Source organism: Mesorhizobium sp. WSM4312, from assembly GCF_002294875.1.
In the GTDB taxonomy this organism is placed as follows: domain Bacteria; phylum Pseudomonadota; class Alphaproteobacteria; order Rhizobiales; family Rhizobiaceae; genus Mesorhizobium.
In genome coordinates this window covers 37,505-64,073 of sequence record NZ_NSFU01000029.1, presented here as the reverse complement: position 1 = coordinate 64,073, position 26,569 = coordinate 37,505, and the positions used below count along the sequence as shown (strand labels likewise).

Genomic DNA, 26,569 nt, shown 5'->3' with positions numbered 1-26,569 from the left:
ACGCAGCGGTGTGAGACGGGCATTCTTGTGGATGTTCATTCGGACCCTCCGATGGATGCTGAAGCGTGGTAACTCCAGTCTCCTCGGTCCGGTCCGAATGGACAACCTCTCGAAAGCTCACACCTAGGATGGGTGCTGCCACGCGGCTCGGACTCAGCGTGCATTATCACGTAAATGTTGAGAGAATGAATGGCGCCGCGAAGGGCAATTCCAGCCGTCCAAAGCGACAGGCGTGTCGCGGCCTCGACATTGCAGTGGCGCTTACCTAACACGGCCTCACACTGCCCTCTAAACGGCCCCGAATTTGAACTGACGGCCCCTGGCCGGTTCATCGGGCAGGTCAAGGGCTAGGTGTAGTACACAGGGCTCATAACTTTCAGTTTCTAGTTGGTACGATGGGCCGTGGACGGTCGATGCAGACTTCAAGATGGCGAACGAAGCTCTCCATGCGTGCGTTGTCGAGGCAAGTGCCTTTGCCATGCTCGCGACTGGAGAGATTTCAAAATGAGCCTTGTAAGCGGAGAATGCCGCCGACGCTGTTCGGCTTGCTCGTGCCCTTGACGGCGGTAGGCTCGGCAGGGCCGAGGCCAGAGTTGCCGTAGTGGTCGTAATCGACCTCGGCTGTGACCGTGAAGCCGGGAACGACCATGTAGGCGACGTTTGCAGCCACACCAGCATCCTTGAGCTGATCACCCGAGACCTGAAGGTTGAACGAAGTTTTCTCGTCAAACTCGTAGGTGGCGCCCGCCCAGAAAGCCCACTGGCCGTTCCAGATTTTGTACGAGCCGCGCCCATGATTGGCAATTGCGCCGTTTGAGTCCTCGTTGAGACTGGCATTGGAACCGTAGCCGAAGAGTCCAAACAGCGACAGCTGGTTTGTGACAGCGACGTCGACGCGGATCTTGCCGGCAAAAGCTTCGTAATTGCTGTCATAAGCCGCGACGCCGATGATCGAGCCCCAGCCTTGCGTGTATTTCAAGCCGGCGACAACGTGCGGAATATAGCTGTCGATAGTACCGGCTGAGCCCGATCCTTGTTCGAGCGAAATCACAGTCGAAATGCCGTTGCCGGCGTCGAAGTGGTACTGAGCCACGTTGGTGTCGAAGCCGGCCGACGGAACGAGCATACTATCGAGAACGTTGCCAGCGTAGCTTGCAAACGTATCGAAGGCCGACCCCTCCTTGCCAACTCGCAGGCCTCCCAGCTCGACCCAGGCAGAAGCCAGTGCGAGGCCGCTGTTGAAATCATAGTTCTGAGGACTGTCATGCGAGTTAGCGCTGTTGCCAAAATTCACCTGGGTTTCGGTATAGGTCGTCAACGCGCCGAGCTCGGTCTGCTGGCCGGTCCAAGTTTTGAACGTGAAGCGTGTGCTGTTTCGCCAAGTGCCTTGGTCCTCGCCAGTTCTCACGTCCGAGGTTCTTGCGCTGTCATACGATCGGACGTCACCCAGGCCGATATCGTAACGGACATAGCCGCCGATGCGCAGGCAGGTCTCGGTGTTGGGAATATAGGAATATCCCGAGCCGAGGACGTCGCAGATCTTGATGTACTCGGCCGGTTCCCGCTCGGCGCCAGCTGCTCGACCGACGGAAATGGTCATCAGAGCAGTTAAGCCGAGAAGAGGACTCTTGATGTACATGTCTAGATCTCCATGAAGGAATAAAAAGGATAGAGGCGAAAGAGCAAGCTTTTCCTCTAAATTTTGTGCGTGTTGTCTCCAATATGTGGACGCCAAAGCGCTTGACACGAGAGGTGAGCCAGCGTAAAAGCCACATGTACTTATAATAGTGTTTTCTGCTAGGAGATTCATTATCGTTTACATGTGAAACACTCCGGTCGGACCGCTGCAGCTCTCCGAATAGAGCAGCAAGCGACATGCCAACCTGAAGCGTAGATGCGGCCGACACCAAAATCGGGCCGACGCGCCTTCGTCTCGCTGGAATCACTTTTTTTGAGGGTCACTGCGAAAAGAAATGTGCGACACGGTTCGCCATGTTCGATATGTGACAGTCTCGTTTAACAGCGACGGCTTCCCGTCTGACCGCAACGGAGGCCGCGCCATCCGCTACCGAGAAGGATCACTGCGCGTACGCTCCGCAAGGGCTGCGCCAGGAACAGAGGGCGTGCACGTCCGAGGCGTCGCATGGTGGCCGCAGCACCTTTTCGCCGCTGTAAGTTCGCCGTGCAGGTACATTGCGCGGCCGGAAGCGAGAGGGAGCGCACCCTGAAACGGCTGCCTACGGCTCGCCTCGAGTAATTGGCGATGAACAGTATTCTCGAGAACTTAGTCTCGACGGAAAGAGCAACGAAAGGAAGCCGCTTGGACGAGCACGATCCGAAGGAAGAACCGATCGAGACCATTTTCCGCAACGGCACAATCACTGCCGTGGGTATCCTGCTTGCCTTTTCCCTCGGCTTCCTCACTCATTGGGCCGCGAACCCCTTGCCATGGCAACTCTACGATCTGTTCGCCGTAGTGCCGATCCTGCTCGGCATCGCACTGCAGATGAGAGCGCTGTCCATGCTGCTCGACATGAGTTCCTTGCGGCGCCCCATCTACGAACGCGCCAATCGCATTTTCATGGTCGGCCTCATCCAGACCGCGTGTGGCGTCGGCATGGCCATCTTGGTCGATCTTTTCGGGATATCGGTAGGGGGCACGCTGCCCGGCGCTTGACGACAAGCCACACCGCTCTTCGCTCGAAGCGACGTCAAGCCGGGGAACCTTGTGCACCCCCTAGCGGCGTCCTCCTTTCATCAAATGAGCCGACGTCAGCTTTAGAGCGTCTCGGTGGCTAAAGCCGGTATGGTTTTTCGGCCGGCAGGGAAGGCCGCTGGCTGGACCTGGATGGCGTCTGAACGAGGCTTGACAGGTCCGTTGCGTCGGACATGAATTTCGCATTGCAAAGTTCTTCCGCAGACGCCTCAAGCACACTGCACTGGCGTCACGTACTCAGACGTTGAATGCGGCACCGCACCATCACCTCAGGCGCAACCATGGCACGCGCGCTCCCCGGCGTGGTTGACCCCATCCTGTCCAAACGAGACTGCGACATAAGCGGGACGCACTGACTTAGGTCAGAGACCAGGACGAGCGCGCAACGAAAGAATGATGGATGAGCGACGTGGGATGACAGCTCCTTGCACACCTCAATCCTGACAAAGTACCGGGACCCCCGGCCGCCTTGGTATACCATCTATCCGACTGTGCCAGACTTCTCTGCGGCAGTTGGTGCTGACGATTATGAGGAATGGCTGGGGGGCCTCCCGGCCGACGAATCGGTGTCGCTCTATTTCCACATTCCGTTTTGCCGATCCATGTGCTGGTATTGCGGCTTCCCTACCGCGGTCATCCGTCGCAACGGCCCGATCCTTAATTATTTAGCGGTGCTGCGTCAGGAGATCAGTTTGGTGTCGGAGCAAGTGCGGCAAGGGCTGCCGGTGAGCGATGTGCATTTCGGCGGCGGAACGCCTCACCTTATCGGGCCAGCCGAGCACTTGGCGCTGATGGAATTTCTACGCCGCCACTTCGCTTTCAGCAAAACTGCTGCGATCGCCGTGGAGATCGATCCCCGAACGTTCACACCGGAAATGGCCGAAGCCCTGGCAGCTAACGGTGTCAACCGCGCGAGCATCGGATGCAGAGCTTTGATCCCGATGTGCAAAGGCGATCAATCGGATCCAGAGTAAGGTGCAGACGGCCGCTGCAGTCCAAAATCTCCGCCGGCATGGCGTTGGCCATATCAACTTCGACCTCATCTTCGGTCTACCGAAACAGACTGTGCAGTCCTGCATCCAGACCGCGATGGCTGCGGTCGCCATGCGCCCCAACCGGCTTGCGGTGTTCGGATACGCGCATATTCCTTCCGTGATAAAGAATCAGCGCCTAATCGAGCAGGCAGGTCTACCGGACGGCGATCTTCGCGCCGAACAGGCTGCAACTGTCGCCGAGACACTGGTTGGCGCTGGCTACCGGGAGATCGGGCTCGATCATTTCGCTCCGCCGGACGACGAACTTGCGCTAGCGCCAGAAGACCGGGCGCCTACGGCGTAATTCGCTGGGATACTCGGCCGATACTTGCAAAACGTGATCGGCTTCGGCGCGTCGGCTATTGGCCGAGTCCGCGAGGGGTATGTTCAGAACGAAGTAACACGGGATTCTTACGCCCGGCACATCGCAAGTGGACGTCTGGCGACATCAAAGGGTCACCGTCTGACCGACGATGACCGGGTGCGCGCAGCGATCATCGAGCGACTGATGTGCGATTTGGAGGCCGACGTGCCGACCATCTGTGCCGCCCACGAAATCGAACCAGCTCGTTTTCTCGATTCAGTTGAGAGTTTGGTGACGCTGGCTGAGGAGGGGATCCTGGACGTCGAAAACGGCTTCATCCGCGTGCGGCCGGAGCACCGCTTTGTTGTTCGCGCCGTTGCTGCTGCATTCGATGCTTTTCTCGCGAATCGATGAGTTGAGGCCACGACGCCGAAAGGCATCAGACCTTGTTTGGCGCTCGTCGGCATGGGCTCTCGCAGAAGACTCCGCAAGCGTATGCAGGGGACTTCCACTTGACGCCGCGTTCACCATCATCTCGCCTGGGTGCGCGCGAAAGCGCACAACCCGGAGCACGCTGCTCTCGGTGTGAGGCTGTGCTCTGCAAAGCACCGGTGATCCACCCTGTCCCTGGACAGCAGCTTGATGGCGTCATCTTGGAGGACGAGAAAAGATTGTCGAGGTACGGGTACGAATTGCCTCGGTCGTCCGTTCAATCGAAAGCACTGTCTGCGGAGGCACCTCTCCTTCATGCAGTGACAGGAGATGCTGGGCGACTTCCTTATCTGCTGCGGTGAGTCGATGATTTAGGCGGAGAAAGTCCATCCAGGTGGGGGTGCGGAATGTCTCCGTCCAAAGTGACGGTGTTTGCAGATTTCGCTGGAGCGTCCAGTTTCGTGCACCGGCACGGCTCTGGACGTGTCGCCGCGTGCGCATGGAGCCCAGAAAGGCCTCGATATTTTCCTCCGATATCAAATACTCGACCTTGGCCACGATAGGGCCACTTCTGGGTTTCAGATCGAGAGCCACGTCCGGCGGATGAAAAACTGAACTTTCTTGATCGGTTTCTTCCCAGGGACGGACCGGCAACACGATCCCCGCTGCTGCAACCAGCAACAGAGCGCCTGCGGCGCCCTCCAATGCTGAGGTCAAGGAATAGTTTTGCGCGACAGAACCCCAGATCCAGCTGCCAGCAGCCATACCGCCTGCGCTCAAGGCGTAGTAAATGGAGAGCGTGCGGCCTACAACCCACCTTGGGCTTGCCAACTGCACCGACACGTCAATGCCCGTCCAGGTGATAAGCCAACCCGCTCCGCCGAGCGCCAGCGAAATGGCCGCCACAGGAAGCGACGATGTAAGGGCAAGGGAGAGGCAACAGACTGCACAAGCCACAGAGGCGAAGGCCACCAGCCTGTTTTGAGACGTGACCTTCCTCAAGAAGCCGTTGCCCATACCCGCGATGAAAGCACCCATGCCGAAGCCGGCCAATAAGATACCGTAGACAATTGGCCCACTCTTCAACTGATCCCGGACGACGAGGGGGAGCAACGCCAGAATGGAGATGCTTGCCAACCCGAAAAGAGCGGCTCGGGCGGTCGCTGCCCTGATCTCCAAAGACATCGCCGTAAAGCGCACTCCGTCATGAATTGCCGTCGTCATTCTCTCACGAGGGAGAGGCGAAGAGCGGACCTCCCATTTGGTGCGCCATATCGCGCTTATGGGCGCCAGATCACTCACCGCAGCCAAGGCGAAAGCGGCCAGCGGCCCAAAGACGGCCAGGATCACGCCCCCCAAGGCTGGACCAACGCTGCGCACAATGTTGTATCCGACGGACATAAGCGTCACTGCGGCCGGAATGTCGCGTTTGTGAAGGATATCGCCGACCGAAGCGTGCCAAGCCGGATCATTCAAGGCAAAGCCGCAGCCGGCCAGGAAACCTAACCCGAGAATCAGCCAAGGACTGACAAATCCCAGACCCACAGAAATCATCAGCGTCGTCGACGCCGATGCTATCAGGCAGTGTCCCGCAAACATCACCCACCGGCGGCTGAAGTTGTCGGCAATGGCTCCGGCGAAAACTGAGAGGAAGAACACCGGCAATGTGGATGCGGCCTGGACGAGTGCCACCATGAGGTCGGACGCTGAAATCGTTGCCATAAGCCAACTGATGGCGACCGTTTGCACTAGCCAACCGAGGCTGGAAATCTGGGTGGCCGCCCAAATTGAGCGAAACACCTTGTTTCGAAATGGGGCGAGCGTCTTTGAAACGGGCGGTTGGGGATTTTCGCTCTGCATGAGGTATTGCTGGCCTTCGATGAGCGCTGCGATTTGAGCAAGCGGGTCGATACTTAGACATCGCGGAGCACCGCACGGACCCCAGCTCTATGGAGCTTGCCGGCGACTATTTGCGTATTGAGCCATTCTCATAGTCTCATTCATGAGCAGTCCTGTGCGCAAGCATTGCTTTGCTAAATTCCCACCACAAGCGCGCCGCCGCTGAGACCCGCACCCGCTGCCGCCAAGAGGACTTTCTCGCCAGGCCGAAACGGCTGCGCCCGATGGGCCAGCGACAATGAGAGCGGGATCGTCGCGGCGGAAGAGTTGCCATATTCGGCGATCGTCTTGACGATCGAGTGATCAGCGATGCCGAGGTTCCTGCCGACCGCGTCGAAAATGCGCGCATTGGCCTGATGCGGCACGAAACGATCGAGGTCTTGCGGCCTCAGTCGGGCAGCAGTGAGCGCATCTCTCGAGCAGGCGGTCATCATCTCCACGGCCTTGCTGAATACTTCACGGCCGTCAGTGATCGTCATCCGTGTCTGCGCGAGGTCGAGGTCGGCATGGAACGGAGTGTTGCTTCCCCCGGCGGGAATCTGGATTAGCCCGTAGCGCGAGCCGTCGGAATCCACCGAAGCGCCGAGAATGCCTCGATCCGGGTCATCGCAAGGACTGATCACCATGGCGCCGGCGGCATCGGCAAACAGCACGGCGCTGGCGCGCTCGGCCAAATTGATGCGGTGGCTGAGGATGTTGGCGGCGATGACAAGGCTCGCTTTGCCGTGCAGGCGGGTGAACCCGTCGGCGAACATCAGCGCATAGATGAAGCCGGCGCAGGCGCCGGTCAGGTCGATCGCTCCGGCGCGGCCTAGCCCCAGCCGATGTGCGACCAGCGGCGCGCTTGGCGGCAGAAGGTGATCGGGCGTCGACGTGGCGAGCAAGAGTAGACCGACGTCGCCGCGGTCGATACCGGCATTGGTCAGCGCCATGTCGCCGGCAGAGGCGGCAAGGCCCGACAGCGTGTCTTCGTCTGTTGCCCAGAAGCGCGAGCGAATTCCGGTGCGCCGCTCGATCCAGCCGGGCTCAAGCCCGAGCCGGTCTTCGATTTCCGGGTTCTCGACCTTGCGCGTCGGCGCATGATGGCCGAAGCCGAGAACGCGCGACGATAGGTTCATGGCCGCGAGCCGAAGCGTTCGCCGGCCTCCTCTATCGCGTCATAGAGCCCGTCCAATTCGTCGCTGGTGATGCAATAGGGCGGCAGAAGATAGAGGACATTGCCGAGCGGGCGCACCAACAGGCCGCGCTCAAGGAAAAAAGCGCGCAGTTTTGGCCCGATCTCGGCCAGATAACCGGCTGAGCCGGTGCGTAGGTCGAGTGCCGCGATGGTGCCGGTTGTCCGGCAGTCGGTGAAATATGGATTGTCCCGGAAGCGTTGCAGCCCCGCGGCCTGCCTCGCGCTCAAGACCGCGATCCGCTCGGCCACCGGCTCGTCACGCCAGATCTCGACATTGGCAAGTGCTGCCGCGCAGGCGATCGGATTGGCGGTGTAGGAGCTCGAATGGAAAAACGTCTTCTTGCGATCCTCCGAAAAGTGAGCGTGGAAGATGGCATCGGTGGCGATCGTGGCGGCCAGCGGGATGGTACCACCGGTCAGACCTTTCGAGGTGCACAAGATGTCGGGCGAGACGGACGCCTGTTCGCAGGCAAACATGGTTCCGGTGCGCCCCCAGCCGGTCATCACTTCATCGGCGATCACGAGCGTGCCGGAGGCTTCGGCGATCCTCTTCAATTCGGCAAGAACCCAGGCCGGATACATCAGCATGCCGCCGGCGCCAAGCACCAGCGGCTCGACGATCAGCGCGGCTGCGCGCCGGTCGCGGCTAACGGCCTCGAACCGATCCAGCGTTTCCTGCTCGCGCCCGGCGGCCGGGAAGGGGATGGTGTCGACCTCGAACAGCAAAGGCTCATAGGCGGCGTTGAAGACGCCACGGGCGCCGACGCTCATCGTGCCGATGGTGTCGCCATGATAGCTGTGCTCCATGACGGCGATGCGCGAACGCGACGCGCCGATGTTACGGAAATAGCCGAGCGCCATCTTCAGCGCGACTTCGACTGAGGTCGAGCCACTGTCGGAATAGAACACCCGGTGGAGGCCGGCGGGTGCGATGCCTACAAGCGCCTCGGCCAGCCGTTCGGCCGGCTCGTGGGTGAAGCCCGCGAAGATGATCTGGTCGAGGCTCGAGGCGGTCGTCTCGATGGCCTTCATGATGCGGGGGTGGCGATGGCCATGGGTGACGACCCACCAGGAAGAAATCGCATCGAGGATGCGGAAGCCGTCGGCCTTGTGGAGATAGGCGCCTTCAGTCAGCACGATTTCAGGGAGCGAGGGCTCTAGCGCGTGCTGCGTGAACGGATGCCAGACTCGAGACTCCGCCATCAGTCGCCTCCGGCAATCATGGCCAGGTCGAAGCCGGAAATCATTGCATCTCTCAACGTTTCACCCGTCAGCGGACCGAGGTGCGGCAGCCTGCCCAGCTGCGGCACGCCGCCGAATTCCACGATTGTCCTTTGTGTATCGGCCACCTCTTCGCCAATGAAGGCAATGCCGATGAGCGGGATGGAGCGGGCTCTCAGGGCCTCGATCGACAACAGCGTATGATTGATGGTGCCAAGCGCGGTGCGGGCGCACAGTATGACCGGCAGCCGCCATTGTTCGAATATGTCAATGAACCTTGTCTGTCGATTGAGCGGCACCATCAGCCCGCCGGCGCCTTCGATGACGAGCGGTGTCGGCAGGACCGGAAATGAAAGATCGTCGGCCTCGATCGCGACGCCGTCGATTTCGGCTGATCGATGCGGCGACAGCGGCATCGTCAGTCGATAGACTTCGGGCAGCACGCGTCCGTCGGGCAAGCCGGAAAGCCGGGCGACGACCTCGCTGTCGGTCTCCTCGTTGAGGCCCGATTGCACCGGCTTCCAGTAGAAGCCGTCGAGCAGCCCGGCAAGTCCGGCCGAAAACACTGTCTTGCCAATTCCAGTGTCTGTTCCGGTGACGACGATGCGTTTGGTCATGCTGTGGCCAACACTCCGACGAGAGCCTCGACCATGGCGGAAATGTCGGCTTCGTCGACGTTGAGAGTCAGCGAAATGCGCAGGCGCGACGTACCCTCAGGCACTGTCGGCGGGCGAATGCCGCGTATGTCGAAGCCGCGTGCCTGCAGTCCTGCCGCCACCGCCATGGTGCGGCTGTTATCGCCGATCACAAGCGGCTGGATCTGCGAGCCGCTGGGCATCACGCCGCAGCGTTCGGCCAATTGCCGGCTCGCGAAAGCGACACGCTCGTGCAACTGAGCACGACGCATAGGCTCGTCAGACAGAATAGTCAGCGCCTCACGTGCCGCGACTGCCATCAGCGGCGATGGTGCGGTCGCATAGATGAATGGCCGGCACCGGTTGATAAGATAGTCGCACAGTGTTCGCGGTCCGGTAACGAGCGCGCCGGATGCGCCAAGCGCCTTGCCGCATGTGTGGAGCGTGACGATGTTGTCGCGGCCTTCATACGCGGCGGCCAGTCCCCGGCCGTCCGGTCCCCAGACGCCGGTGGCATGCGCTTCATCGACGACGATGAATGCCTGGTACCGATCAGCCAGCGCGACCAGGCTCTCCATCGGCGCACGGTCGCCATCCATGCTGTAAAGGCTTTCGAAGGCGATCCACACCCGCCCCATGCCGCCTTCGGCGCGCCAGCGGGTGATTGCGTCCTCGACAGCGTCGACGTCGTTGTGCGCGGCCAGCTTGAACTCAGCGCGCCCGGCCTGGGCACCCTCATGCATGCTGGCATGAGCGAGCTCGTCGAGGACCAGCAGGTCGCCTTTCTGCGGCAGGGCCGTCAGCAGAGCGAAGTTGGCGATATAGCCGCTGCCGAAGAACAGTGCACGCTCGGCTCCGAAAAATGCCGCTGCGTCCGCCTCCAGTTGCTCATGTTCCGGTGCATTGCCGCGCAACAGCCGCGATCCGGTGGCGCCCACTGGCGTGCCCCGCGCAATCGCCGTCGAAACCGCATCGCCCAGTCTTTTGGAGGCGGCAAGTCCGATATAGTCGTTCGACGAGAAGTCGAGCCCGGCGCGCGGTGCGAGCGTCCGCAACCGGTCCTTGCGCCCCAGTCCCCGCAAGGTTGCGTCATAGCGGGCAAGAATTGCCTCCTTCATTGCGTGGCGAGTTCCATAGGCTCAATGCCGAGGCGCCGGAACAGAAGGGTATCCTTGTCCTCGCCGGGATTTCCCGCCGTCAGCAGCGTGTCGCCGACAAAGATCGAATTGGCGCCGGCAAAGAAGCACAGCGCCTGCGTTTCGTCGCTCATCGCCGTCCTGCCGGCGGACAGCCTTACATAGGATTTCGGCATCATCACCCGCGCGAGCGCAACGATGCGGACGAAATCGATCGGATCGATGGCGTCGGCCGCGGCAAGCGGCGTGCCTTCGATGGGAATAAGCATGTTGATCGGCACGCTTTCCGGCGGCTCGGGCAGGTTCGCGAGCGTGACCAGCATGTCGATGCGATCGGTCTTTTCTTCTCCCATCCCGACAATGCCGCCGCAGCAGACTTTCATCCCAACCGCGCGCACGTGCCCAAGCGTTTTCAGCCGGTCGGCAAAAGTCCTGGTTGAAATAACCTCGCCATAGTAGCGCTCAGAGGTATCGATGTTGTGGTTATAGTAGTCGAGACCGGCCTGCTTCAGGCGAGCAGCTTGCTCAAGATCGAGCATGCCGAGCGTCATGCAGGTCTCCATGCCGAGGGCCTTGACGCCCTCAATCATGGCGACCACAACGTCCATGTCGCGCTCCTTGGGACTTCGCCACGCCGCGCCCATGCAATAGCGCGTTGCGCCGCCATCACGCGCCTTGGCCGCTTCGTCGATGACATGCTTGACGTCCACCAGCTTCGACGCCTTCACACCGGTTTCGTAATGCGCAGACTGGCTGCAATAGCCGCAATCTTCGGGGCACCCGCCGGTCTTGATGCTAAGGAGCCGCGACAGCTGCACTCGGTTTCGATCGAAGTTCTGGCGGTGGATCGTCTGAGCCAGGAACAGCAGATCGTTGAATGGCATGCCGTAGATGGCCTCGGCCTCTTTGCGGTTCCATCGCGGAGGCGTTCCGTCGACCGATTGCATGGTCTGGTTCACGTCGAACTCCGAGTTCATTCCAATCGTCATCGTCAAACCTTTGTTTGCTAGTCCGGTACGCCTTCTTGGCTTTGGGGCGCACTCGCTAAAGGCGAGCTGCGGCACGTCTTTCCAGCACCTCCTACGCCTGCCGAGCTGATGTTGCTCCTCACGCCGTAATCCTCAGTTCAAGTGCTTGCAGATGTTCTGGTGGTCCGGCATGTCCAGGCCGATGTCGAGGATCGGGGCGCTGTGCGTCAGCCAACCCATGGAGATGAGATCGACACCGGTCGCCGCAATCGCCGCCGCCGTTTTCGGCATCACCCGACCGGACGCCTCGGTGATCGTACGGCCATCCACTATAGAAACCGCGCGGGCAAGATCCTCGACCGACATATTGTCGAGCAGCACCGCGTCAACACCAATCGCGAGCGCTGCATCGAGCTGCTTCAGCGTGTCGACCTCGACCTCGACCTTCACCATATGCCCTGCTGCGGCGCGCGCCCGCTCTATTGCTGTGCGCATATCGCCGGCGATCGCGATGTGGTTGTCCTTTATGAGCACGCCGTCATCGAGGCCGAACCGGTGATTGGCACCGCCGCCGACGCGCACGGCGTATTTCTCCAATGCCCGCAGCCCGGGCGTCGTCTTTCGCGTCGATACAATCCTCGCCTTGTGACCGCGCACGGCCTCAACCATGGCCGCTGTGGCAGTGGCAATGCCGCTCAGCCGGCATAAGAAATTGAGGGCCGTGCGTTCGGCCGTGAGCAGGCCTCGTGCGGGTCCGGACAATCTTGCAATGGTTTCCCCGGCCCCAACCTCGCTGCCATCAGGGCGCCAGATCTGGATGTTGATCGCCGGTTCCACGAGAAGGAAGGCATACGAGACCAGATCGAGCCCGGCAACGACGCCCGCCTGCCTCGCTTTGAGCACCAACGTGGCAGTGCAATCATACGGGATAACCGCATCGGTGGTCAGGTCGCCGGATCTGCCCAGGTCTTCGAGGAGCGCAACGCGCACAATCGGTTCGATCAGGGTCGCGGGGAGGGGGGAGAATGAAGTCATATCAAGTGCTCCGTATGGTAGCCCGGCAATCGAGTGCGGCCGCGGCCCGCATTGCGCTGTGCAGTGTCAGCCGTGATGGGCGCACGTTGGCATCGTGGAGCGGGAAATCGGACCGACAGTGCGCGCCTCGACTCTCTTCCCGCCTCAGGGCCGCCGCGGCGATCATCAGTGAGACCAAAGCCGGACCAGAGGCAGCGACACTATTGGCTGCGATCGGCAGCAGGGTCGCCACCGCTTCGCGCATTGCCTCGCCGTCGCGGATGATACCCAGGGCGGCGGAGACAATCGGGCGGACCACGGAAGCGTCTGGTCGTGGAGGGACGAATGTGGAGCATCTGCGCGGTCGCCGGGTATACGACGTGCCGGCAACGCTTTCGGCAACCCAGCTCGCGGTGACCGCCGCTTCGGTGAGCGAGTTGCTGGCCAGGCGGTTGGCGCCGTGCAGGCCGGTACAGGCCACCTCACCGCAGGCCCACAATCCCTCGATGGAGCTGCGGCCGGCGCTGTCTACGGCGACGCCGCCCATGTGATAATGTGCCGCCGGGCGCACCGGGATCAGGTCGGTCGCTGGGTCGATTCCTGCGCTCCGGCACAATTCGGCGATGCCTGGAAAACGCTTGCCAAATCTCGGGCCGAGACTTTGCCGTGCGTCCAGGAATACGCGGCGTCCAACGGCAAGCTGGTGCCAAATGGCGCGCGCTACGACGTCGCGAGGCGCAAGTTCACCGCCAGGTGTGTCGGCGAGGAAGCGCTCTCCTCGCTCATCGATGAGCACCGCGCCTTCGCCACGCACGGCTTCGCTCACCAGCGGCATCGGCCGGCGCGGACCGTCGAGCGCAGTTGGATGGAACTGTATGAATTCCAAGTCGGCGAGTTCCGCCCCCGCCCATGCGGCGAGCGCCAGCCCGTGACCCCATGAGCCAGCGGGGTTTGTCGTGTCGCAAAACAGCCCGCCGACGCCGCCGGTCGCCAGCACCGCGCGACGCGTGGGCAGAGCGAGCGCGCCGGCTCGTCCTGCTGCGACCACGGCGATGACCGACCCGTCCTGCACGACCAGCCGGCGGACCTCCACATTTTCGATAATGGTGATCGAGGCTGTACGCCGAACCGCGGCGACGAGCGCGCGCACCAACTCGCGACCGGTGGCGTCGCCGGCTGCATGCACAATCCGCCGTCGCGAGTGTGCCGCCTCGAGCCCAAGTCGCAACGCGCGGTCAGGGTGCTGGTCGAAGTCGACGCCGAACCTTTGGATCGTCCTAATCGCTTCGGGTGCAGCTCGTACCACTCGCCGCACCGTGGCCTCATCGCAGAGTCCGTCGCCGGCAGCTATCGTGTCGCAAAGGTGAAAATCTGGGCCGTCGTCGCCCCCGAGACTTGCCGCAAGACCGCCCTGGGCAAGTTCACTGCAGGCTCCGGTTCCAAGCGGCGCGTTGGTCAAAAGCACGACCGGTTCCGGCGCCAGATGAAGCGCCGTCATCAGGCCGGCAATGCCGCCGCCGATGACGACCGGCGCCCCCGCGATTTCGCGAACCTCCAGACTCATAGGGAAAGCATGCGCTCGACCGCGCGGCGGGCGGGGCCGGCAATTTCGGGATCAATCCGGACCTCATGCCGGTTCTGCTCGAGTGCGGCGCGAATGTTGGCCAGGTTGATGCGCTTCATGTGCGGGCACAGATTGCATGGGCGAACGAACTCGACGTCGGGATGCGCGACCGCGACGTTGTCGCTCATCGAACATTCGGTCAGAAGGACGACACGCTTCGGTTTCTCACGCTCGACATAATCCGACATCGCCGCGGTCGAGCCGGAGAACTCCGCCTCCGCGACAACGTCTGGTGGGCATTCTGGATGGGCCAGCACGATGACGCCTGGATGGGCATCGCGCAGTTCCCGGATGTCTGCTGCGGTGAAGCGCTCATGCACCTCGCAATGGCCTTTCCAGGCGATGATCTCGACGTCTGTATCGGCTGCCACGTTCCTCGCCAGATATTCGTCCGGGAGCATCAGCACACGCGCCACGCCAAGCGATTCCACCACCGCCTTGGCGTTGCCGGACGTGCAGCAGATGTCGGACTCCGCTTTTACGGCGGCGGAAGTGTTGACGTAAGTAACAACGGGGACCCCCGGATACCGCAGCCGCATTAGCCGCACGTCGTTTGCCGTGATCGATTCGGCCAGCGAGCAGCCGGCGCGGAGATCCGGGATGAGCACGGTCTTGTTCGGATTGAGCAGTTTTGCCGTCTCGGCCATGAAATGAACGCCGGCAACCACGATGATGTCGGCGTCGACCGTCACCGCCTTGTGGGCCAACGCCAGGCTGTCGCCGACGATGTCTGCCACGCAATGAAAAATTTCGGGCGTCTGGTAATTGTGCGCCAGCACCACCGCATTGCGCTCACGCTTCAGCGCTAAGATGGCTTCAATATCGCCGGCGAACGCGGGCCATTCAACGGGTGGGATCACCCGCCGGACACGCTCATACAAGGACGCAGCCATAGGTAACGCCCCAGTCATTGGCGCCTCGATTATATTCGGTTTGACAATAAGGGAATATATCTACCTTGACTATAAGTATGTCAAGCCCGCGCCAGCGGTAATTTTGTCCCGGCGATAGCCCTGTCGTCGAGGACGGCATGCCGGAAGCGATAAAGCTTCGCCGGTCGGCCGCCCGTGTCGAGGGAGGTCTCCCCGGTCTCCTCAACAAGTTCCTGCTGCTCGACCAATCTCCGGAAGTTCGGCTTGTTGATCAGCCTGCCAGCCAAAGCTTCCACGGTTCGCTGCAGTTGCAGCAGCGTGAAGGAAGGCCGCATAAGCTCGAACACGACCGGCCGGTATTTGATCTTCGAACGCAGCCGCGCGATCCCGGTTGCCAGAATACGACGGTGGTCAGCGACCATTGGTTTGCCAGCCGCGGCCGCAATCGCGTCCCTGCCGCCACCGGCCTCCTCAATCAGAGCAGCTTCATAGAGCAACTCGTAGCGTTGGAGCGTGAGTTCCTCGTTCCAATGGCGGTCGTCGAAGCCGAAGGCTATCGCAGCGCGCTGCCGGCGCTCGCGTTGAGTGGTCGGCTCGCTGGCGCCGCCGGCCCACTCAATCAGGCGGGGCCGCAATCTATCGAGCAGCACAGGCGGCGTGCCGAAGCGGTGGTCCTCCCAGGGAAAATATTCGTACCAACTTTGCCAGCCGCACGCGGCCGAGTTCGTTGCCTGTTCCTTCCTGGTCAATGCGAGATAGCTGATTGAGATGACGCGCTGGTGGCGCTCAGTGCCGATGCGATCGCGATCGGCGAAGGTGTAGAGTTGCTCGATGTATCCAAGTGCATGGCCGGTCTGCTGCTCCACCCACCCCCTCAAACCCGACTGCAGTGATCGATGCTCAAGGGCAAAAGGTCCAGAAGGGAGGGTGTCCGCATGACCGACTGTGAGGACACAGGGCTCACTGTCGTTTACGGCGACCACGACGGCAGTCAGGTCCACTTTGGCTTCGTCAGCTTTGACGGCGGCTTTGCCTTTCTTGGTTCTTCTTGTCTGAGGATCCATGTTTGCGAAAGCGGGTTGGCCCAACGGAGCGCCTTAATCGATTGAATGTAACCTTGGAAGCCAGCACGTCAACACCGGAGTACTCAAGCGCTGTTTTTAGCTCTTCGCAGTCGCACAAAAATATGCCAAACGCGACACCCGCTGTTGGTAACGTAAGGGAAGGGGCCTCGGTTGAGCGCGGCTGGTGAGATAAAAGGGATGACTCCTCCAGATATTCGATCGCGAAAAGGCCAGACGCCACTTGTATGCTTGACGGCCTACACCACGCCGGTCGCGAGGCTGCTCGATCGCCACTGCGACATCGTTCTTGTCGGCGACAGCGTCGGCATGGTGCTGCACGGCCTGTCGTCGACGCTGGGGGTCACGCTCGACATGATGATCATGCACGGACAGGCCGTTCGCCGCGGCCTTGAACACGCGCTGATGGTCGTCGACCTGCCCTTCGGTTCCTACGAGGAAAGCCCAGAGCACGCTTTCGGCAACGCTGCGCGCGTGATGGGTGAGACCGGTTGTTCAGCGGTAAAGATCGAGGGCGGCGAGACCATCGCGGAAACCATCCGCTTCCTTACCGCGCGCGGCGTACCTGTCATGGCCCATGTGGGCCTGACGCCGCAGGCGGTAAACACGTTTGGAGGCTATCGTGTGCAGGGCCGGGGAGCCGATGCAGAGCGGATCAGGCGCGACGCCAGGGCGGTAACTGAAGCTGGCGCCTTCTCCTTGGTGCTGGAAAAGATACCGGAGCAGCTTGCACGGCAGATAACCGCCGATATCGACATACCCACCATCGGCATCGGTGCCTCGCCAGCTTGCGACGGCCAGATTCTGGTGAGCCACGATATGCTCGGGCTCTTCACCTCATTTCGGCCGAAGTTCGTCAAACGCTATGCCGAGCTCGGTGAGCAGGCTGAGGCGGCAATCGCCGCTTACGCCACCGATATGCGGAACCGGCACTTTCCGGCGGTCGAACATCTCTATGTCAACGCCTTGAAGGCCGGTGACTTCACATGAGCGTGCCGATCGCTCGAACCGTGAGCGAGCTGCGCGGCGTCGTTGCGCAATGGCGTCGCTCGGGTGCCACGATCGGTATTGTGCCGACCATGGGAGCCTTGCACGACGGGCATCTGAGCCTCGTGCGGAAGGCGCTCGAAAGGGCCGAGCGGGTGATCGTGACGCTGTTCGTAAACCCCAAGCAGTTCAACAGCCCCGCCGACCTGATTGCCTACCCTCGGACGGAAAGCGACGATGCTGCCAAGCTCGCTCTGCTGGGCACGCATCTGCTCTATGTGCCGGACACAGAGGAAATGTACCAGGTGGGCTTCGCCACGGCCGTTTCAGTGTCCGGCATCAGCGAATGCCTTTGCGGCGCATTCCGGCTCGGCCATTTCAATGGCGTGGCGACGGTCGTGGCCAAGCTCTTCCTGCAGGCCGGCGCTGACTTCGCCTTTTTTGGCGAAAAGGATTTTCAGCAACTTCAGCTTGTCAGGCGCTTGGTCCGGGATCTCGACATTCCGATCACTATTGTGCCCTGTCCGACAGTCCGCGAAGCCGATGGTCTTGCGCTATCGTCGCGTAACGTGCGGCTCTCCCCAGCCCAACGCGCCATTGCCCCAAAACTAGCATCGGTCCTGCTCGATACGGCCGAGCGGCTTGCACGCGGCTCCCCCATCCTGCCTACGCTTGATGAAGCGCGTGCAGCAATTCTGGCTGCCGGCTATCGCGAGCTCGAATACCTGGAGCTTCGCGGAGAAACAGACCTGCAATCGTTAGCAAGCCTTGACCGACCGGCACGCTTGCTTGCTGCGGCTTGGCTTGGCGACACGCGGCTCATCGATAACGTCGCAATATCACCCATCGGTAGTTGGTCAGGTGGGCGGAGCTCTCTCCAATCGGAAGCAGCACAGCAATTGCGGTGATGACGGCGGCGCGTCGTATGCCCTGCAGGGACAGGCCATCATTTAGAACCACGTCTCCGTCGGCTTCCAGCAACCTCCGCGAGGTACGCTAAGCGCAGATGCATCGCGTATTTGAAACCTTGGTCGAGCAACTCTCTGCAAGCGTCGATGCCGTCGATCTCCATGAGGCAATGGCGTCCGCCGCAGCCGGGTTCGACTTTCCGCTCTTCGCTTATTTCACCTACCCATCCGCTTCCGGCGACAGGCCGCGATTGATCTCGAATTATCCATCATCATGGACATCACATTACCTGCAACAGCGCTACCACAGCGTGGATCCCGTGATCCTGCGGGGACTGCGGGGCTGGGATACCTTCGACTGGGGTGTGGACCGCGATCACCGTTATTTGCCGACCTCTCAGCAGGAAGTCCTGGAAAAAGCAGCTGAGTTCGGCATTCGCGGCGGACTGACCATGTCGATGCATGATCATCGCGGCCGGTTCGCCGCACTGACCTTCGCCTCCAACGAGGCGCATCCGCCATTTCTGAGGTCGCTGACGCGCTACGAAAAAGCAATGCAACTGGTTGCGATCAACGTTCATATCCATGCCCGGCGCAGGCTCGCCGAAGATTGCGTGGTAGATGGCATAATGCTCACCCGGCGGGAGTTCGAGTGCCTGAAATGGGCGGCGTGCGGCAAGTCGGCCTGGGATATCAGCCAGATTCTCGGTGTCTCGAAACGCACCGTGACCTTCCATCAGGAAAACGCCAAGGCGAAGCTTGGCGTGCGAACCATCAACCAGGCCGTAGTGCGGATGGCTGCTCGGGCGAGATCCTGATCCTCTCCAAGTCTAGCTGTAAAGGTCTACAGGCTGCATTCATGACGGCTTTGCCCTTCGATTGCGTGGACACATCCCGCACGGAGACGACAATGATGCAGCTGATAACACCCGACTGCTACGCCGAGTTTGCGAGCGAACTCAAGGAAATGCACGGACTTAGGTATCGGGTTTTCAAGAAGCGGCTCGATTGGGAAGTGCAGACCGAAGGCGAAATGGAAACGGACTCGTTTGACAGCCTGAACCCCGTCTACCTGCTTCTCAAGGGGTCCGATTGGCGAACTTGCGGCTGCGTCCGCCTTTTGCCGACCACCGGACCGACAATGTTGCGCGATACGTTTCCGACGCTGCTGGATGAGATGGTGGTCCCTGCGAGTGCCGATATCTGGGAGAGTAGTCGTTTCGCGCTCGATCTCCCTGCGACAGCGCCGAAGGCAGCTGGCGGCCTGGCCCAAGCAACCTACGAGCTCTTCGCGGGGATCATCGAATTCGGCTTGGCCAACAATCTCTCCGGGATCGTAACGGTGACAGATACGCGCATCGAAAGGATCCTTCGTCTCGCGACCTGGCCGTTGTCACGTATCGGACAGCCCAAGCAGGTCGGCAACACCGAGGCAGTCGCCGGCTTCCTCGATATTTCCTACGCCAGTCTCTTGCGCATCCGCTGGAGGGGACGCCTCAACGGGCCGGTGTTGTGGCAACCAGTTCTCATCCAATCGGCATAGCGCCTGCGGATGCTCAGCCGTGACTTGAGTTAAGTCTGCTCACGGCCGCCACCGCCGCCGTGAGGGTGAGCGGACCCGCCCCACGAGCTTTCGACTGTTCCGGTCGATTGGCTCGCGCGGCCGGACTTTGGATTTCCGTAGGCGCAACCCGCAGTCCAGCGTGAGCACGCCAAAATGGCGCCCCTCCGCTTCGTCCAAAGAAGCCAACGTGGCTTCTGAGGTCGTCTTAGAATATTGGACCGGCCGCCGTGAGCGATCGCAACCTCAAAGCTTTGCCGGTATGCCGGTTTGGCCGGACCGTCGGCCAGTCGGAGCAGTCCCCCGATAAGGACCCGAGCTGACGCGCGGTCCAACAGCGCCCGAGCCTATGCTTTGTGCATTACCGTTCGGTTGGCCATGTCGTCCAAGACCGCATGAAGAAGGCTTCCAACCTCCTGCGCAGCGAGCTCTGGCGCAATTCCTACATCGGACAATTGAATGAGCATTTTCTTGGCGGCACAGCGCCAGAACGCGCTCGCCGCCTCGCCGTTCTTGGTCTCGAGGGCCTGGGCGATACTTTCGACCAATATACGTCGCCGATGCAGCGGAAATACGCAAATGTTTGATTCATGCATCAATCACCTCACAGATTCAGTTCCACAAAGAAAAACACCGGCGTCTTCAAAAGAGCCCCGCTAGCGCGGTGACGGTTCGCGGCGACATGACGAGTTCCACTTCCCCATCGACAAGCCATTGGGAGATGAGCCGCCGGACCGCATATCCGGGACCGCACATAAGGTGAACCACCATTGCTCATCCGGCTGCATTTTCCTGGGCCGTTCGACGAGGCGTTCCAGCCGAATTGACGTCCAATGACTTGATCTCTGAAAGGGCAGGGCGGTACGAATCACCCGACTGTTCCGCTGCTTACATTCCTGCGAGCTTGTGTATGAACGATTAAAGCGTGCCCGAGCCGTTCTTGGTGGCCGCCGCAGAAGGGAATCATGTCATCCGCTGCCTATCGTAGGCGGCGCGACTTCTAGCATGACTGCACTGCCCCGACAGGGCTTTGCAATCGCGCGTTTCGAAGCCTATGCTTTGGCATCGGCCGGCATTTACTTCGGTGCAGCCGACAGTAAGACGTACGCGCTCTTGCCCCGTTGGAAGAGAGCCTTGCCCGATCCCTCTTTCGCGACCAGGTGCTGAAGCCCTCACCCCGCAGGACTTCGCGCTTTTGCGACCATCGCTGCATCACGTCGAACCGGGCATCAAGGACAAGTTGGAGGTCGCGCATCAGCCGATCAAGAACGTATATTTTCCCGAGAGGGGCATCGCGTCGGTGGTCGCCACCATGACCGGCGGGCGGCAAGGTGAAGTCGGCATTGTCGGCTATGACGGGATGAAAGGAATTGCCGTCATTCTCGGAAAGGAAAGCACTACCTGGCGCCTGCCGGTTGAAAACCTTCGCCCTGCGATTAGCCCGTCGCTTCGCACCTCAGTGCTGGACTATGCCCACGCGTTCCTCGTCCAATCATGCCGGACGGCACTGGTCAATGGCCACTCCAAGGTCGAAGAACGGCTGGCCCGCTGGCAGCTGATGGTCCACGACCGTGCGGAAGGAGATAAGATCCTCCCGACGCATGAATTTCTGGCGACCATGCTCGCGCCCACCGCCCGGGGTCACCACGGCCCTGCAAATGCTTGAGTATCGAGGACTGGTGCACGCCAAGCGCGGCGAGATCACGATCATCGACCGTGCCGGATTGATAAAGCTCACACATGGCGCTTATGACAAGGAGGAGCAGCGTTATTTCGGCCTGGCCGCTGCCTGAAGCATGTCGGTTGAAACGGGTTCAGCCGACGTCTCCTTGCCCCTCACCAGGTCGCCCAAAAGCATCAGCGGTTTTGAACGAATCGCAGCGATTGTCCGCAATCGGACATAGGCTTGAAGGCGGTCGAATTCGTGCCATAAGTCGGGTTGGTCAGGGTTCAGGGAGGAATTCGTCATGACCAATTCGTTTCACACCGTCACCGTCGAAAAAGCCGCAGAAGCCTATGTCCTTTCCAGGGGAAGGGTCCGCTTTCTCTCCATGGCGCAGGCGATCCGCGCCATCCGAACACTAATGCCGGCATGCAAGGCCACCGACCGCGAGTTGGAGGAACTGTTGGCGGCCGCTTCCTTCGTTCATGGCGTGCCCGTCGCCTTCGACACAAAAACAGCCGATGGTGTAGAACCACGGCTGCATTCCTAAGAGGGCATGCCGCGCCATGCAGACTGTCAGAGGGCATTCGTCAGATGGTAGTCCGCTAACTTAACTGCAGAGTCTAAAGGACGTGTTCCAGCATTGCGAACTCACCGATCGCTTTGTTGCCAAAGCTGCCAGCAAGCGATCGCCTCATCCAGCCGTTTGCACCATCTCATCACAGACATCATCGCGATGCTACCTGTCCAGCATATGTCCAGCATTTCGCAAGGCGGCCAGAAGGAGCCTCGCATAGCCTGTGACATCGATCTGGGCCTGCATCGAAAGGGGCATGCTGGTCCAGTTCTCCAACGGTGCAATGAAAGGTGAGAAGGTGCCATTGACAAGGCAACAACAGCTAACAAGGCCCTCTCGGTCCAATGCCACCACACCGATCTTGTCGCCTGGATATCCAATGGCTGCGACTCGCTGGACCTCCAGGTCACCGTCCACCCGCACGTCAAAAAGAAGGCTACCACGGCTCCTCGTGGCTATCTCAGCCGCCTTCTCATCAAAGCTTGAAGAGAGCAAGCGGACGCTTTCCACCGCCATCTGGAAAATCACCAAATCCAGTTCATTCACGGCCATATGGGCATTTCCGCGCAACGGGTGGTGATTGCAATGACACATACTGCTTGTTCACAGATGTCGGTCACGAACGATCATTCGTCGGGTTCCGGTTCCGACCAACGGTGTCGCCACCTGATCGTGCTGCGGTTCGAACCTTCCGAACGCGAGCCGAGCGCGCTATGAGGTTGGAGTCTAGGTCTCGGACCCTGCCTCGCGGCCTGCTCATCTTTGGCAGACCCGTTGCAACGCCGCCGCGATGGCGCAAACGCCAGATGACGCTGATCCATCGCTTGATCGTGAACTGAGCTTCTGAACACCATTGGGACAGCAGGGTGGAAGGGCTTGACCAACGCTGCCCCCGTTTTCCAAGAGGACCCGTCCTCGATTGAATCTTTCGAGCCCCGTGCAGCGCGCAGCCAAATGATGACCATCTGGACCCAGCTCGCAGACCGCAAGGCAAAGAGGGAACCTTCCAGGCAGCCAAGCTGCGTCGACGCAAAGAGCGGCCTTTGGAGTTCCCAGAATCGACCCTTCCATAGTTGCGACAGGCAACCACTGCACGAGTGTGGGAGAGCGAATCGCAAGCATTGCGTGAGGTCCTGCGCGTTTTCCCCTCTTGCTATTTGGCACATCGTTTGCGCCGAAGTGGGCGCAGCGTTCGACCGGAGCACTGCATGGGAGAGGGAGGAGCCCCACCCCGATCCGGTCAAGGAGAGAGACGGTGTTGGTTCCAAGAGTTCCCCGCGCGATCTTAGCGCCCCGCAAGCGCCATTTTGCCCGGACCTACGTGCAGGTACTTGCCGCCATAATCCTGGGTGCCGCAATCGGCTATTTCCATTTGGAGACCGGCCACAGCCTGAAGCCGCTCTGCGATGCCTTCGTCGATGTCGTCAAGATAATCACCGTACCTGTCATCTTCCTGACAATGGCGACCGGCATTGCCGGCATGAGCGATCTGCAGAAGGTCGGCCGAGTTGCCGCCAAGGCGATGGTTTATTTCCTTACCTTCTCGACGCTAGCACTCCTTGTCGGGCTGATTGTCGCGAATATCGTTCAGCCTGGCGCCGGCCTCAACATCGATCCGGCCTCGCTCGATGTCGAAGCCGTTAAGGGCTATGTGGCCACGGCTCACGAGCAGTCCGTGACCAGCTTCCTGATGAACATCATCCCGTCAACGATTGCCAGTGCCTTCGCGGAAGGCGACATCCTGCAAGTCTTGTTCCTCTCGGTCCTGTTCCTCTCGATCCTGTTCGGCGCGGTCTGCCGCTACAACGGCCGCTCGCTCTTCTCTCTCGTCCGATACATCAAGGACGAGCTGCTGCTCGCAATGTCCTCCTCAGAGGCCGCGCTGGCCTCGCTCATGGAGAAGATGGAAAAGGCCGGCGCCACGCATTCGGTCGTGGGTCTCATTCCATTCAATCTGGACGGCACGAATATGATGCTCGCCGCCCTTTTCATCGCCCAAGCGACGAAAACTGATCTCCCGATCGGCTGCCGGATCCTCATGCTGTTTGTCGCATTGTTCCCTTCGAACGGAACAACCCGCATTACCGGTGCAGGCCTCGTCACAATGGCTGCAACGCTCTTTCTTGTTCCGGCCGCACCGGTCACCTCCGTGGGGCTTATTCTTGGCGTCGATCAGCTTATGTCCGAATGCCACGCGCTGACGGTTTTTCTCCGCAGCGTAGCGGCAACGCTGGCTGTCACCCGGTCCGGGGCGAGCGGGATAAACGACGATTCGGGGAGCGCCTCACTAGCGGACCGTTCAGCGCTCTGGCGGTGGACGGTCAAGTCGCCCGGCGTGGTGAACACAATTCCCCGTGCGAACGACGCTCAGCTATTGGGGTGGACCCGATGGCGCAAAGCCGTATTTGAGAAACCGCCAGATCGCACCGGCACCTGTGCGCCTGTAGCAACTGCGGGGCACGATCAAAACTGACCCATTTTACACCAAAAAGGCGGCCGTTGCTGCCACGCCGTCCATGGATTGGAGACTCATGTCTAAGCCGACTGCCATCACTGTCGCAGCTCTTCTTTTACTCCTCGCCTTGCTGGCGAGCCAATATAGCGCGAACCTGCACCGGCAGGCGTGGTCGACCGACAGGCAAAAGTGGAGCGGCGCATTCGACAACGATCTCCTTCGCCAATCGCCGGCAACCCGCAAGGCGATGCCGTTCTGGTCATATTCAATGACTACCACAACTGTCCGCATTGCAGACTGGCTGATATCAACTACCAAAAAGCCTTCAAGCATGAGCCCAATCTGAAGCTTGTGATCAAACAGTTCCCGGTCCTGGGACCGGATTCCCAATTCCCAGCCTTCGCCGCACTCGCCTCGAGAAAACAGGGAAAGTTCGACGAATTCCACCGCGCCCTTATGATTTCCCCCAGTTGAAGGGTCACTCTCAAGATCGCAGCGCGTGTAGGCCTTGACGTTGAGCAGCTCAAGCGGGAATGCAAGATCCGGCCATCGCAGATGAAATGCGCGCGTCCGCGCACTCGCGAAAGGTCTGCACTTAGACGGTACGCCCGCGTTGGTGGTCGGCGATATAGTGGTCGCCGACCTTGTGGACATGGCCAGCTTGCAACGCTTGCATCGCCGATGCGCGCTCAAAGCGTGCTGGCTCTCGTGCGGGGCAGCATCTGTAGACCGGCCACGCTGTTGTTGCCGGAGCGTGCCGTTTGTGGCAGCTGGCTTTGCTGTCGCTCCTCGTAATCTTGTTGCGGTCATCCAGCTGCCGTGGGCGCCAACAACAATCCTGAGCGCCCGCGCCTGAAGTCGCTGGCCGGGTGCTCGTGAACCGAGCCCGCTTTTCTTCGGCAAGCTCAGGCGGTCTTGGCCCTGCGGCATCGCCCCCTGGCGCGGGGCAGCCTTCGGCTGCTGACGGTCGCCGGCCTGTCGGCCGGCGTCTTTCTATTGTGGCCTTCCCCCTGGCGCAGGGTGGGCAGCACTCCCTTCTAGGCCCGCCGCGGCGTCCCGCAACCCTTCGCTTGTCGCTTTCGGGTCCTCCACTCCGTTCCGGTCCTGCTGATGCAGTCCGCCTCCGACGGCGGGCCTTTCCGGTCGCTTTTGCCGCCCACCCCGCTTCCGGGGAGGGCGCGCGATTGTAGAGCGGAGGACATCACGATGCGTGCAAACAACAAACGTTGCGGCAGCCGACAGGCTGGCGCAGACAGCGGCGGGCGCACCGGCGCCAGCCTTTATCAGGAAATCACCGACCGCATCATTGCCGAACTGGAGCGCGGCACCGTGCCATGGGTCAAGCCGTGGGGCAGGGCAAGGACAGGCCTCGGCCTGCCGCGGAATGCGGCCACCCAGCGCCGATATTCCGGCATCAATATCCTGATCCTGTGGGGCGCGGTCATCGAGCGCGGTTTCCCCAGCCAGAACTGGCTCACCTTCCGGCAGGCGCTTTCGCTTGGCGGCAATGTCAGGAAGGGCGAGCACGGCACCACCATCGTTCACGCTGACCGCTTTGTTCCCAAGAACGAAAAGCAACGCGCCGACACCGATGGCGACGAACCGCAGGCGGTGCCCTTCCTGAAGCGCTTCACCGTCTTCAATGTCGCGCAGTGCGATAATCTGCCCGAACATCTTTACGCCGCCGGCGAGCCTCTGCCTGAGCGCGAGATGGTCCCGCAGGCCGAGGCGCTCATTCATGCAACCGGCGCTGATTTTCGCGTCGGCGGCGAGCGCGCCTTCTACATGCCCGGCAGCGACACCATACAGGTGCCGCCGCAGCCGGCTTTCTTCCACCAGATCGACTATTACCGGACCTGCTTTCACGAGCTTGGCCACTGGACCGGCCACCCGAGGCGACTCGCGCGCGACCTGTCCGGCTCCTTCGGGTCCAACACCTATGCGCGCGAGGAACTGGTCGCCGAAATCGCATCAGCCTTCATCTGCAGCAGTCTCGGCATCGAGCCGACCGTGCGCCATGCCGACTACATCGGCTCATGGCTGACGGTTTTGCGCGAGGACAACCGCGCCATCTTCCGCGCCGCAAGCCATGCCTCGAAAGCCGCCGATTTCCTGCTTGGCCGCAATGTCGATGTCGAAGGCGAGGCACATGCCGAAACCGCCTATGGGAGCGCGCAATCCTCACACGCGACCGCCTTGCGCCTCTGATGACGCAAAGCCGCGCGCAACCAACTCGACAGTTCTTTTGAGGTTGCCCTAACGCCGATGGCCGGCGTTGGCGTCGATCGTTCATCGGACCGAGGT

General features: G+C 60.8%; 24 protein-coding genes and 1 pseudogene. 12 read left to right on the top strand and 13 right to left on the bottom strand.

Annotation, left to right across the window (positions count from 1 at the left end; all coding sequences use genetic code 11):
* Positions 1-499: 499 nt before the first annotated feature.
* Entirely contained in the window at positions 500-1,639 is a 1,140-nt protein-coding gene (locus CK228_RS31880; protein ID WP_063169258.1) for a porin, read from the bottom strand.
* A gap of 681 nt (positions 1,640-2,320) precedes the next feature.
* Between CK228_RS31880 and CK228_RS31875 the strand changes: the two genes are divergently transcribed.
* Together CK228_RS31875 and hemN are read left to right on the top strand one after the other, a co-directional pair.
* Positions 2,321-2,677, top strand: coding sequence for a hypothetical protein (locus CK228_RS31875; protein WP_024505577.1), 357 nt, complete (start codon positions 2,321-2,323; stop codon positions 2,675-2,677).
* Between the two features lie 464 nt (positions 2,678-3,141).
* Positions 3,142-4,468, top strand: a pseudogene (gene hemN, locus CK228_RS31870) (oxygen-independent coproporphyrinogen III oxidase).
* A gap of 234 nt (positions 4,469-4,702) precedes the next feature.
* Here the strand turns inward: hemN and CK228_RS31865 are convergent.
* From CK228_RS31865 to CK228_RS31820, 10 genes are all read right to left on the bottom strand, one after another.
* On the bottom strand, positions 4,703-6,346 hold the full coding sequence (locus CK228_RS31865; RefSeq protein WP_063169257.1) for an MFS transporter: 1,644 nt from the start codon (positions 6,344-6,346) through the stop codon (positions 4,703-4,705).
* A gap of 173 nt (positions 6,347-6,519) precedes the next feature.
* Entirely contained in the window at positions 6,520-7,503 is a 984-nt protein-coding gene (locus CK228_RS31860; RefSeq protein ID WP_063169256.1) for a beta-ketoacyl-ACP synthase III, read from the bottom strand.
* Positions 7,500-8,765 (bottom strand): adenosylmethionine--8-amino-7-oxononanoate transaminase, encoded by a 1,266-nt coding sequence (locus tag CK228_RS31855; protein WP_063169255.1) that lies wholly within the window; start codon positions 8,763-8,765, stop codon positions 7,500-7,502. Before CK228_RS31855 ends, CK228_RS31860 begins: the two co-directional genes overlap by 4 nt.
* The gene (gene bioD, locus CK228_RS31850) at positions 8,765-9,400 is read right to left on the bottom strand and encodes a dethiobiotin synthase (protein WP_063169254.1); all 636 of its coding nucleotides are present in this window, start codon (positions 9,398-9,400) and stop codon (positions 8,765-8,767) included. The genes CK228_RS31855 and bioD overlap by 1 nt, the downstream gene beginning before the upstream one ends.
* Entirely contained in the window at positions 9,397-10,536 is a 1,140-nt protein-coding gene (locus tag CK228_RS31845; RefSeq protein WP_024505572.1) for an 8-amino-7-oxononanoate synthase, read from the bottom strand. Before CK228_RS31845 ends, bioD begins: the two co-directional genes overlap by 4 nt.
* Positions 10,533-11,501 carry a biotin synthase BioB gene (gene bioB, locus CK228_RS31840; RefSeq protein ID WP_224570943.1) on the bottom strand — a complete coding sequence of 323 codons (969 nt, stop codon included), beginning with the start codon at positions 11,499-11,501 and terminating at the stop codon, positions 10,533-10,535. The genes CK228_RS31845 and bioB overlap by 4 nt, the downstream gene beginning before the upstream one ends.
* Positions 11,502-11,675: 174 nt before the next feature.
* Positions 11,676-12,557: a carboxylating nicotinate-nucleotide diphosphorylase gene (gene nadC / locus CK228_RS31835; RefSeq protein ID WP_063169252.1), complete on the bottom strand. Its 882-nt coding sequence runs from the start codon at positions 12,555-12,557 to the stop codon at positions 11,676-11,678.
* A 1-nt stretch (position 12,558) separates the two neighbouring features.
* Positions 12,559-14,100: an L-aspartate oxidase gene (locus tag CK228_RS31830; RefSeq protein WP_063169251.1), complete on the bottom strand. Its 1,542-nt coding sequence runs from the start codon at positions 14,098-14,100 to the stop codon at positions 12,559-12,561.
* Positions 14,097-15,071 (bottom strand): quinolinate synthase NadA, encoded by a 975-nt coding sequence (nadA, locus tag CK228_RS31825; protein WP_063169250.1) that lies wholly within the window; start codon positions 15,069-15,071, stop codon positions 14,097-14,099. Before nadA ends, CK228_RS31830 begins: the two co-directional genes overlap by 4 nt.
* A gap of 62 nt (positions 15,072-15,133) precedes the next feature.
* Positions 15,134-16,096 carry a membrane protein gene (locus CK228_RS31820; protein ID WP_024505567.1) on the bottom strand — a complete coding sequence of 321 codons (963 nt, stop codon included), beginning with the start codon at positions 16,094-16,096 and terminating at the stop codon, positions 15,134-15,136.
* A gap of 171 nt (positions 16,097-16,267) precedes the next feature.
* On the opposite strand from CK228_RS31820, the gene panB reads away from it, so the two are divergent.
* From panB to CK228_RS31800, 4 genes are all read left to right on the top strand, one after another.
* Complete coding sequence (gene panB / locus CK228_RS31815; RefSeq protein ID WP_063169249.1) at positions 16,268-17,104, top strand: 3-methyl-2-oxobutanoate hydroxymethyltransferase; 837 nt, start codon at positions 16,268-16,270, stop codon at positions 17,102-17,104.
* On the top strand, positions 17,101-18,009 hold the full coding sequence (panC, locus tag CK228_RS31810) for a pantoate--beta-alanine ligase (RefSeq protein ID WP_063169248.1): 909 nt from the start codon (positions 17,101-17,103) through the stop codon (positions 18,007-18,009). Before panB ends, panC begins: the two co-directional genes overlap by 4 nt.
* A gap of 98 nt (positions 18,010-18,107) precedes the next feature.
* On the top strand, positions 18,108-18,827 hold the full coding sequence (locus CK228_RS31805) for a LuxR family transcriptional regulator (protein ID WP_063169247.1): 720 nt from the start codon (positions 18,108-18,110) through the stop codon (positions 18,825-18,827).
* Positions 18,828-18,919: 92 nt separating this feature from the next.
* Positions 18,920-19,552, top strand: a complete 633-nt coding sequence (locus CK228_RS31800) for an acyl-homoserine-lactone synthase (RefSeq protein WP_063169246.1) — start codon at positions 18,920-18,922, stop codon at positions 19,550-19,552.
* A 365-nt stretch (positions 19,553-19,917) separates the two neighbouring features.
* Here CK228_RS31800 and CK228_RS36150 read toward each other — a convergent pair whose 3' ends face one another.
* On the bottom strand, positions 19,918-20,166 hold the full coding sequence (locus CK228_RS36150) for a DUF6074 family protein (RefSeq protein ID WP_063169245.1): 249 nt from the start codon (positions 20,164-20,166) through the stop codon (positions 19,918-19,920).
* Positions 20,167-20,765: 599 nt separating this feature from the next.
* On the opposite strand from CK228_RS36150, the gene CK228_RS31790 reads away from it, so the two are divergent.
* From CK228_RS31790 to CK228_RS31780, 3 genes are all read left to right on the top strand, one after another.
* Positions 20,766-21,236 carry a hypothetical protein gene (locus CK228_RS31790; protein ID WP_224570941.1) on the top strand — a complete coding sequence of 157 codons (471 nt, stop codon included), beginning with the start codon at positions 20,766-20,768 and terminating at the stop codon, positions 21,234-21,236.
* Positions 21,229-21,363, top strand: a complete 135-nt coding sequence (locus CK228_RS36405) for a hypothetical protein (protein WP_256754986.1) — start codon at positions 21,229-21,231, stop codon at positions 21,361-21,363. The genes CK228_RS31790 and CK228_RS36405 overlap by 8 nt, the downstream gene beginning before the upstream one ends.
* 174 nt (positions 21,364-21,537) lie before the next feature.
* Positions 21,538-21,783, top strand: a complete 246-nt coding sequence (locus CK228_RS31780) for a hypothetical protein (RefSeq protein ID WP_063169243.1) — start codon at positions 21,538-21,540, stop codon at positions 21,781-21,783.
* A 189-nt stretch (positions 21,784-21,972) separates the two neighbouring features.
* Here the strand turns inward: CK228_RS31780 and CK228_RS31775 are convergent, their stop codons facing one another.
* Complete coding sequence (locus tag CK228_RS31775) at positions 21,973-22,362, bottom strand: hypothetical protein (RefSeq protein ID WP_024505560.1); 390 nt, start codon at positions 22,360-22,362, stop codon at positions 21,973-21,975.
* A gap of 706 nt (positions 22,363-23,068) precedes the next feature.
* On the opposite strand from CK228_RS31775, the gene CK228_RS31770 reads away from it, so the two are divergent.
* The 3 genes from CK228_RS31770 (at position 23,069) to CK228_RS31760 (ending at position 26,473) form a co-directional block, all read left to right on the top strand.
* The gene (locus tag CK228_RS31770; RefSeq protein ID WP_210326676.1) at positions 23,069-24,283 is read left to right on the top strand and encodes a cation:dicarboxylase symporter family transporter; all 1,215 of its coding nucleotides are present in this window, start codon (positions 23,069-23,071) and stop codon (positions 24,281-24,283) included.
* Positions 24,284-24,433: 150 nt separating this feature from the next.
* The gene (locus CK228_RS36145; RefSeq protein WP_126057771.1) at positions 24,434-24,739 is read left to right on the top strand and encodes a thioredoxin domain-containing protein; all 306 of its coding nucleotides are present in this window, start codon (positions 24,434-24,436) and stop codon (positions 24,737-24,739) included.
* Positions 24,740-25,471: 732 nt separating this feature from the next.
* Entirely contained in the window at positions 25,472-26,473 is a 1,002-nt protein-coding gene (locus CK228_RS31760) for a zincin-like metallopeptidase domain-containing protein (RefSeq protein ID WP_063169241.1), read from the top strand.
* The last annotated feature ends 96 nt before the right edge of the window (positions 26,474-26,569 follow it).

Excerpts from the sequence above, each read along its gene's own strand:
- CK228_RS36150 (WP_063169245.1), bottom strand. The coding sequence starts at position 20,166 with ATGCATGAATCAAACATTTGCGTATTTCCGCTGCATCGGCGACGTATA.
- CK228_RS31805 (WP_063169247.1), top strand. The coding sequence starts at position 18,108 with ATGCATCGCGTATTTGAAACCTTGGTCGAGCAACTCTCTGCAAGCGTC.
- nadC (WP_063169252.1), bottom strand. The coding sequence starts at position 12,557 with ATGACTTCATTCTCCCCCCTCCCCGCGACCCTGATCGAACCGATTGTG.
- CK228_RS31880 (WP_063169258.1), bottom strand. The coding sequence starts at position 1,639 with ATGTACATCAAGAGTCCTCTTCTCGGCTTAACTGCTCTGATGACCATT.
- CK228_RS31780 (WP_063169243.1), top strand. The coding sequence starts at position 21,538 with ATGACCAATTCGTTTCACACCGTCACCGTCGAAAAAGCCGCAGAAGCC.
- CK228_RS31775 (WP_024505560.1), bottom strand. The coding sequence starts at position 22,362 with ATGGCCGTGAATGAACTGGATTTGGTGATTTTCCAGATGGCGGTGGAA.
- CK228_RS31820 (WP_024505567.1), bottom strand. The coding sequence starts at position 16,096 with ATGGATCCTCAGACAAGAAGAACCAAGAAAGGCAAAGCCGCCGTCAAA.
- CK228_RS31760 (WP_063169241.1), top strand. The coding sequence starts at position 25,472 with ATGCGTGCAAACAACAAACGTTGCGGCAGCCGACAGGCTGGCGCAGAC.
- CK228_RS31845 (WP_024505572.1), bottom strand. The coding sequence starts at position 10,536 with ATGAAGGAGGCAATTCTTGCCCGCTATGACGCAACCTTGCGGGGACTG.
- CK228_RS31830 (WP_063169251.1), bottom strand. The coding sequence starts at position 14,100 with ATGAGTCTGGAGGTTCGCGAAATCGCGGGGGCGCCGGTCGTCATCGGC.
- nadA (WP_063169250.1), bottom strand. The coding sequence starts at position 15,071 with ATGACTGGGGCGTTACCTATGGCTGCGTCCTTGTATGAGCGTGTCCGG.
- CK228_RS31855 (WP_063169255.1), bottom strand. The coding sequence starts at position 8,765 with ATGGCGGAGTCTCGAGTCTGGCATCCGTTCACGCAGCACGCGCTAGAG.
- CK228_RS31860 (WP_063169256.1), bottom strand. The coding sequence starts at position 7,503 with ATGAACCTATCGTCGCGCGTTCTCGGCTTCGGCCATCATGCGCCGACG.
- bioD (WP_063169254.1), bottom strand. The coding sequence starts at position 9,400 with ATGACCAAACGCATCGTCGTCACCGGAACAGACACTGGAATTGGCAAG.
- panC (WP_063169248.1), top strand. The coding sequence starts at position 17,101 with ATGAGCGTGCCGATCGCTCGAACCGTGAGCGAGCTGCGCGGCGTCGTT.
- bioB (WP_224570943.1), bottom strand. The coding sequence starts at position 11,501 with ATGCAATCGGTCGACGGAACGCCTCCGCGATGGAACCGCAAAGAGGCC.
- CK228_RS31800 (WP_063169246.1), top strand. The coding sequence starts at position 18,920 with ATGATGCAGCTGATAACACCCGACTGCTACGCCGAGTTTGCGAGCGAA.
- CK228_RS31865 (WP_063169257.1), bottom strand. The coding sequence starts at position 6,346 with ATGCAGAGCGAAAATCCCCAACCGCCCGTTTCAAAGACGCTCGCCCCA.
- CK228_RS36405 (WP_256754986.1), top strand. The coding sequence starts at position 21,229 with ATGCTTGAGTATCGAGGACTGGTGCACGCCAAGCGCGGCGAGATCACG.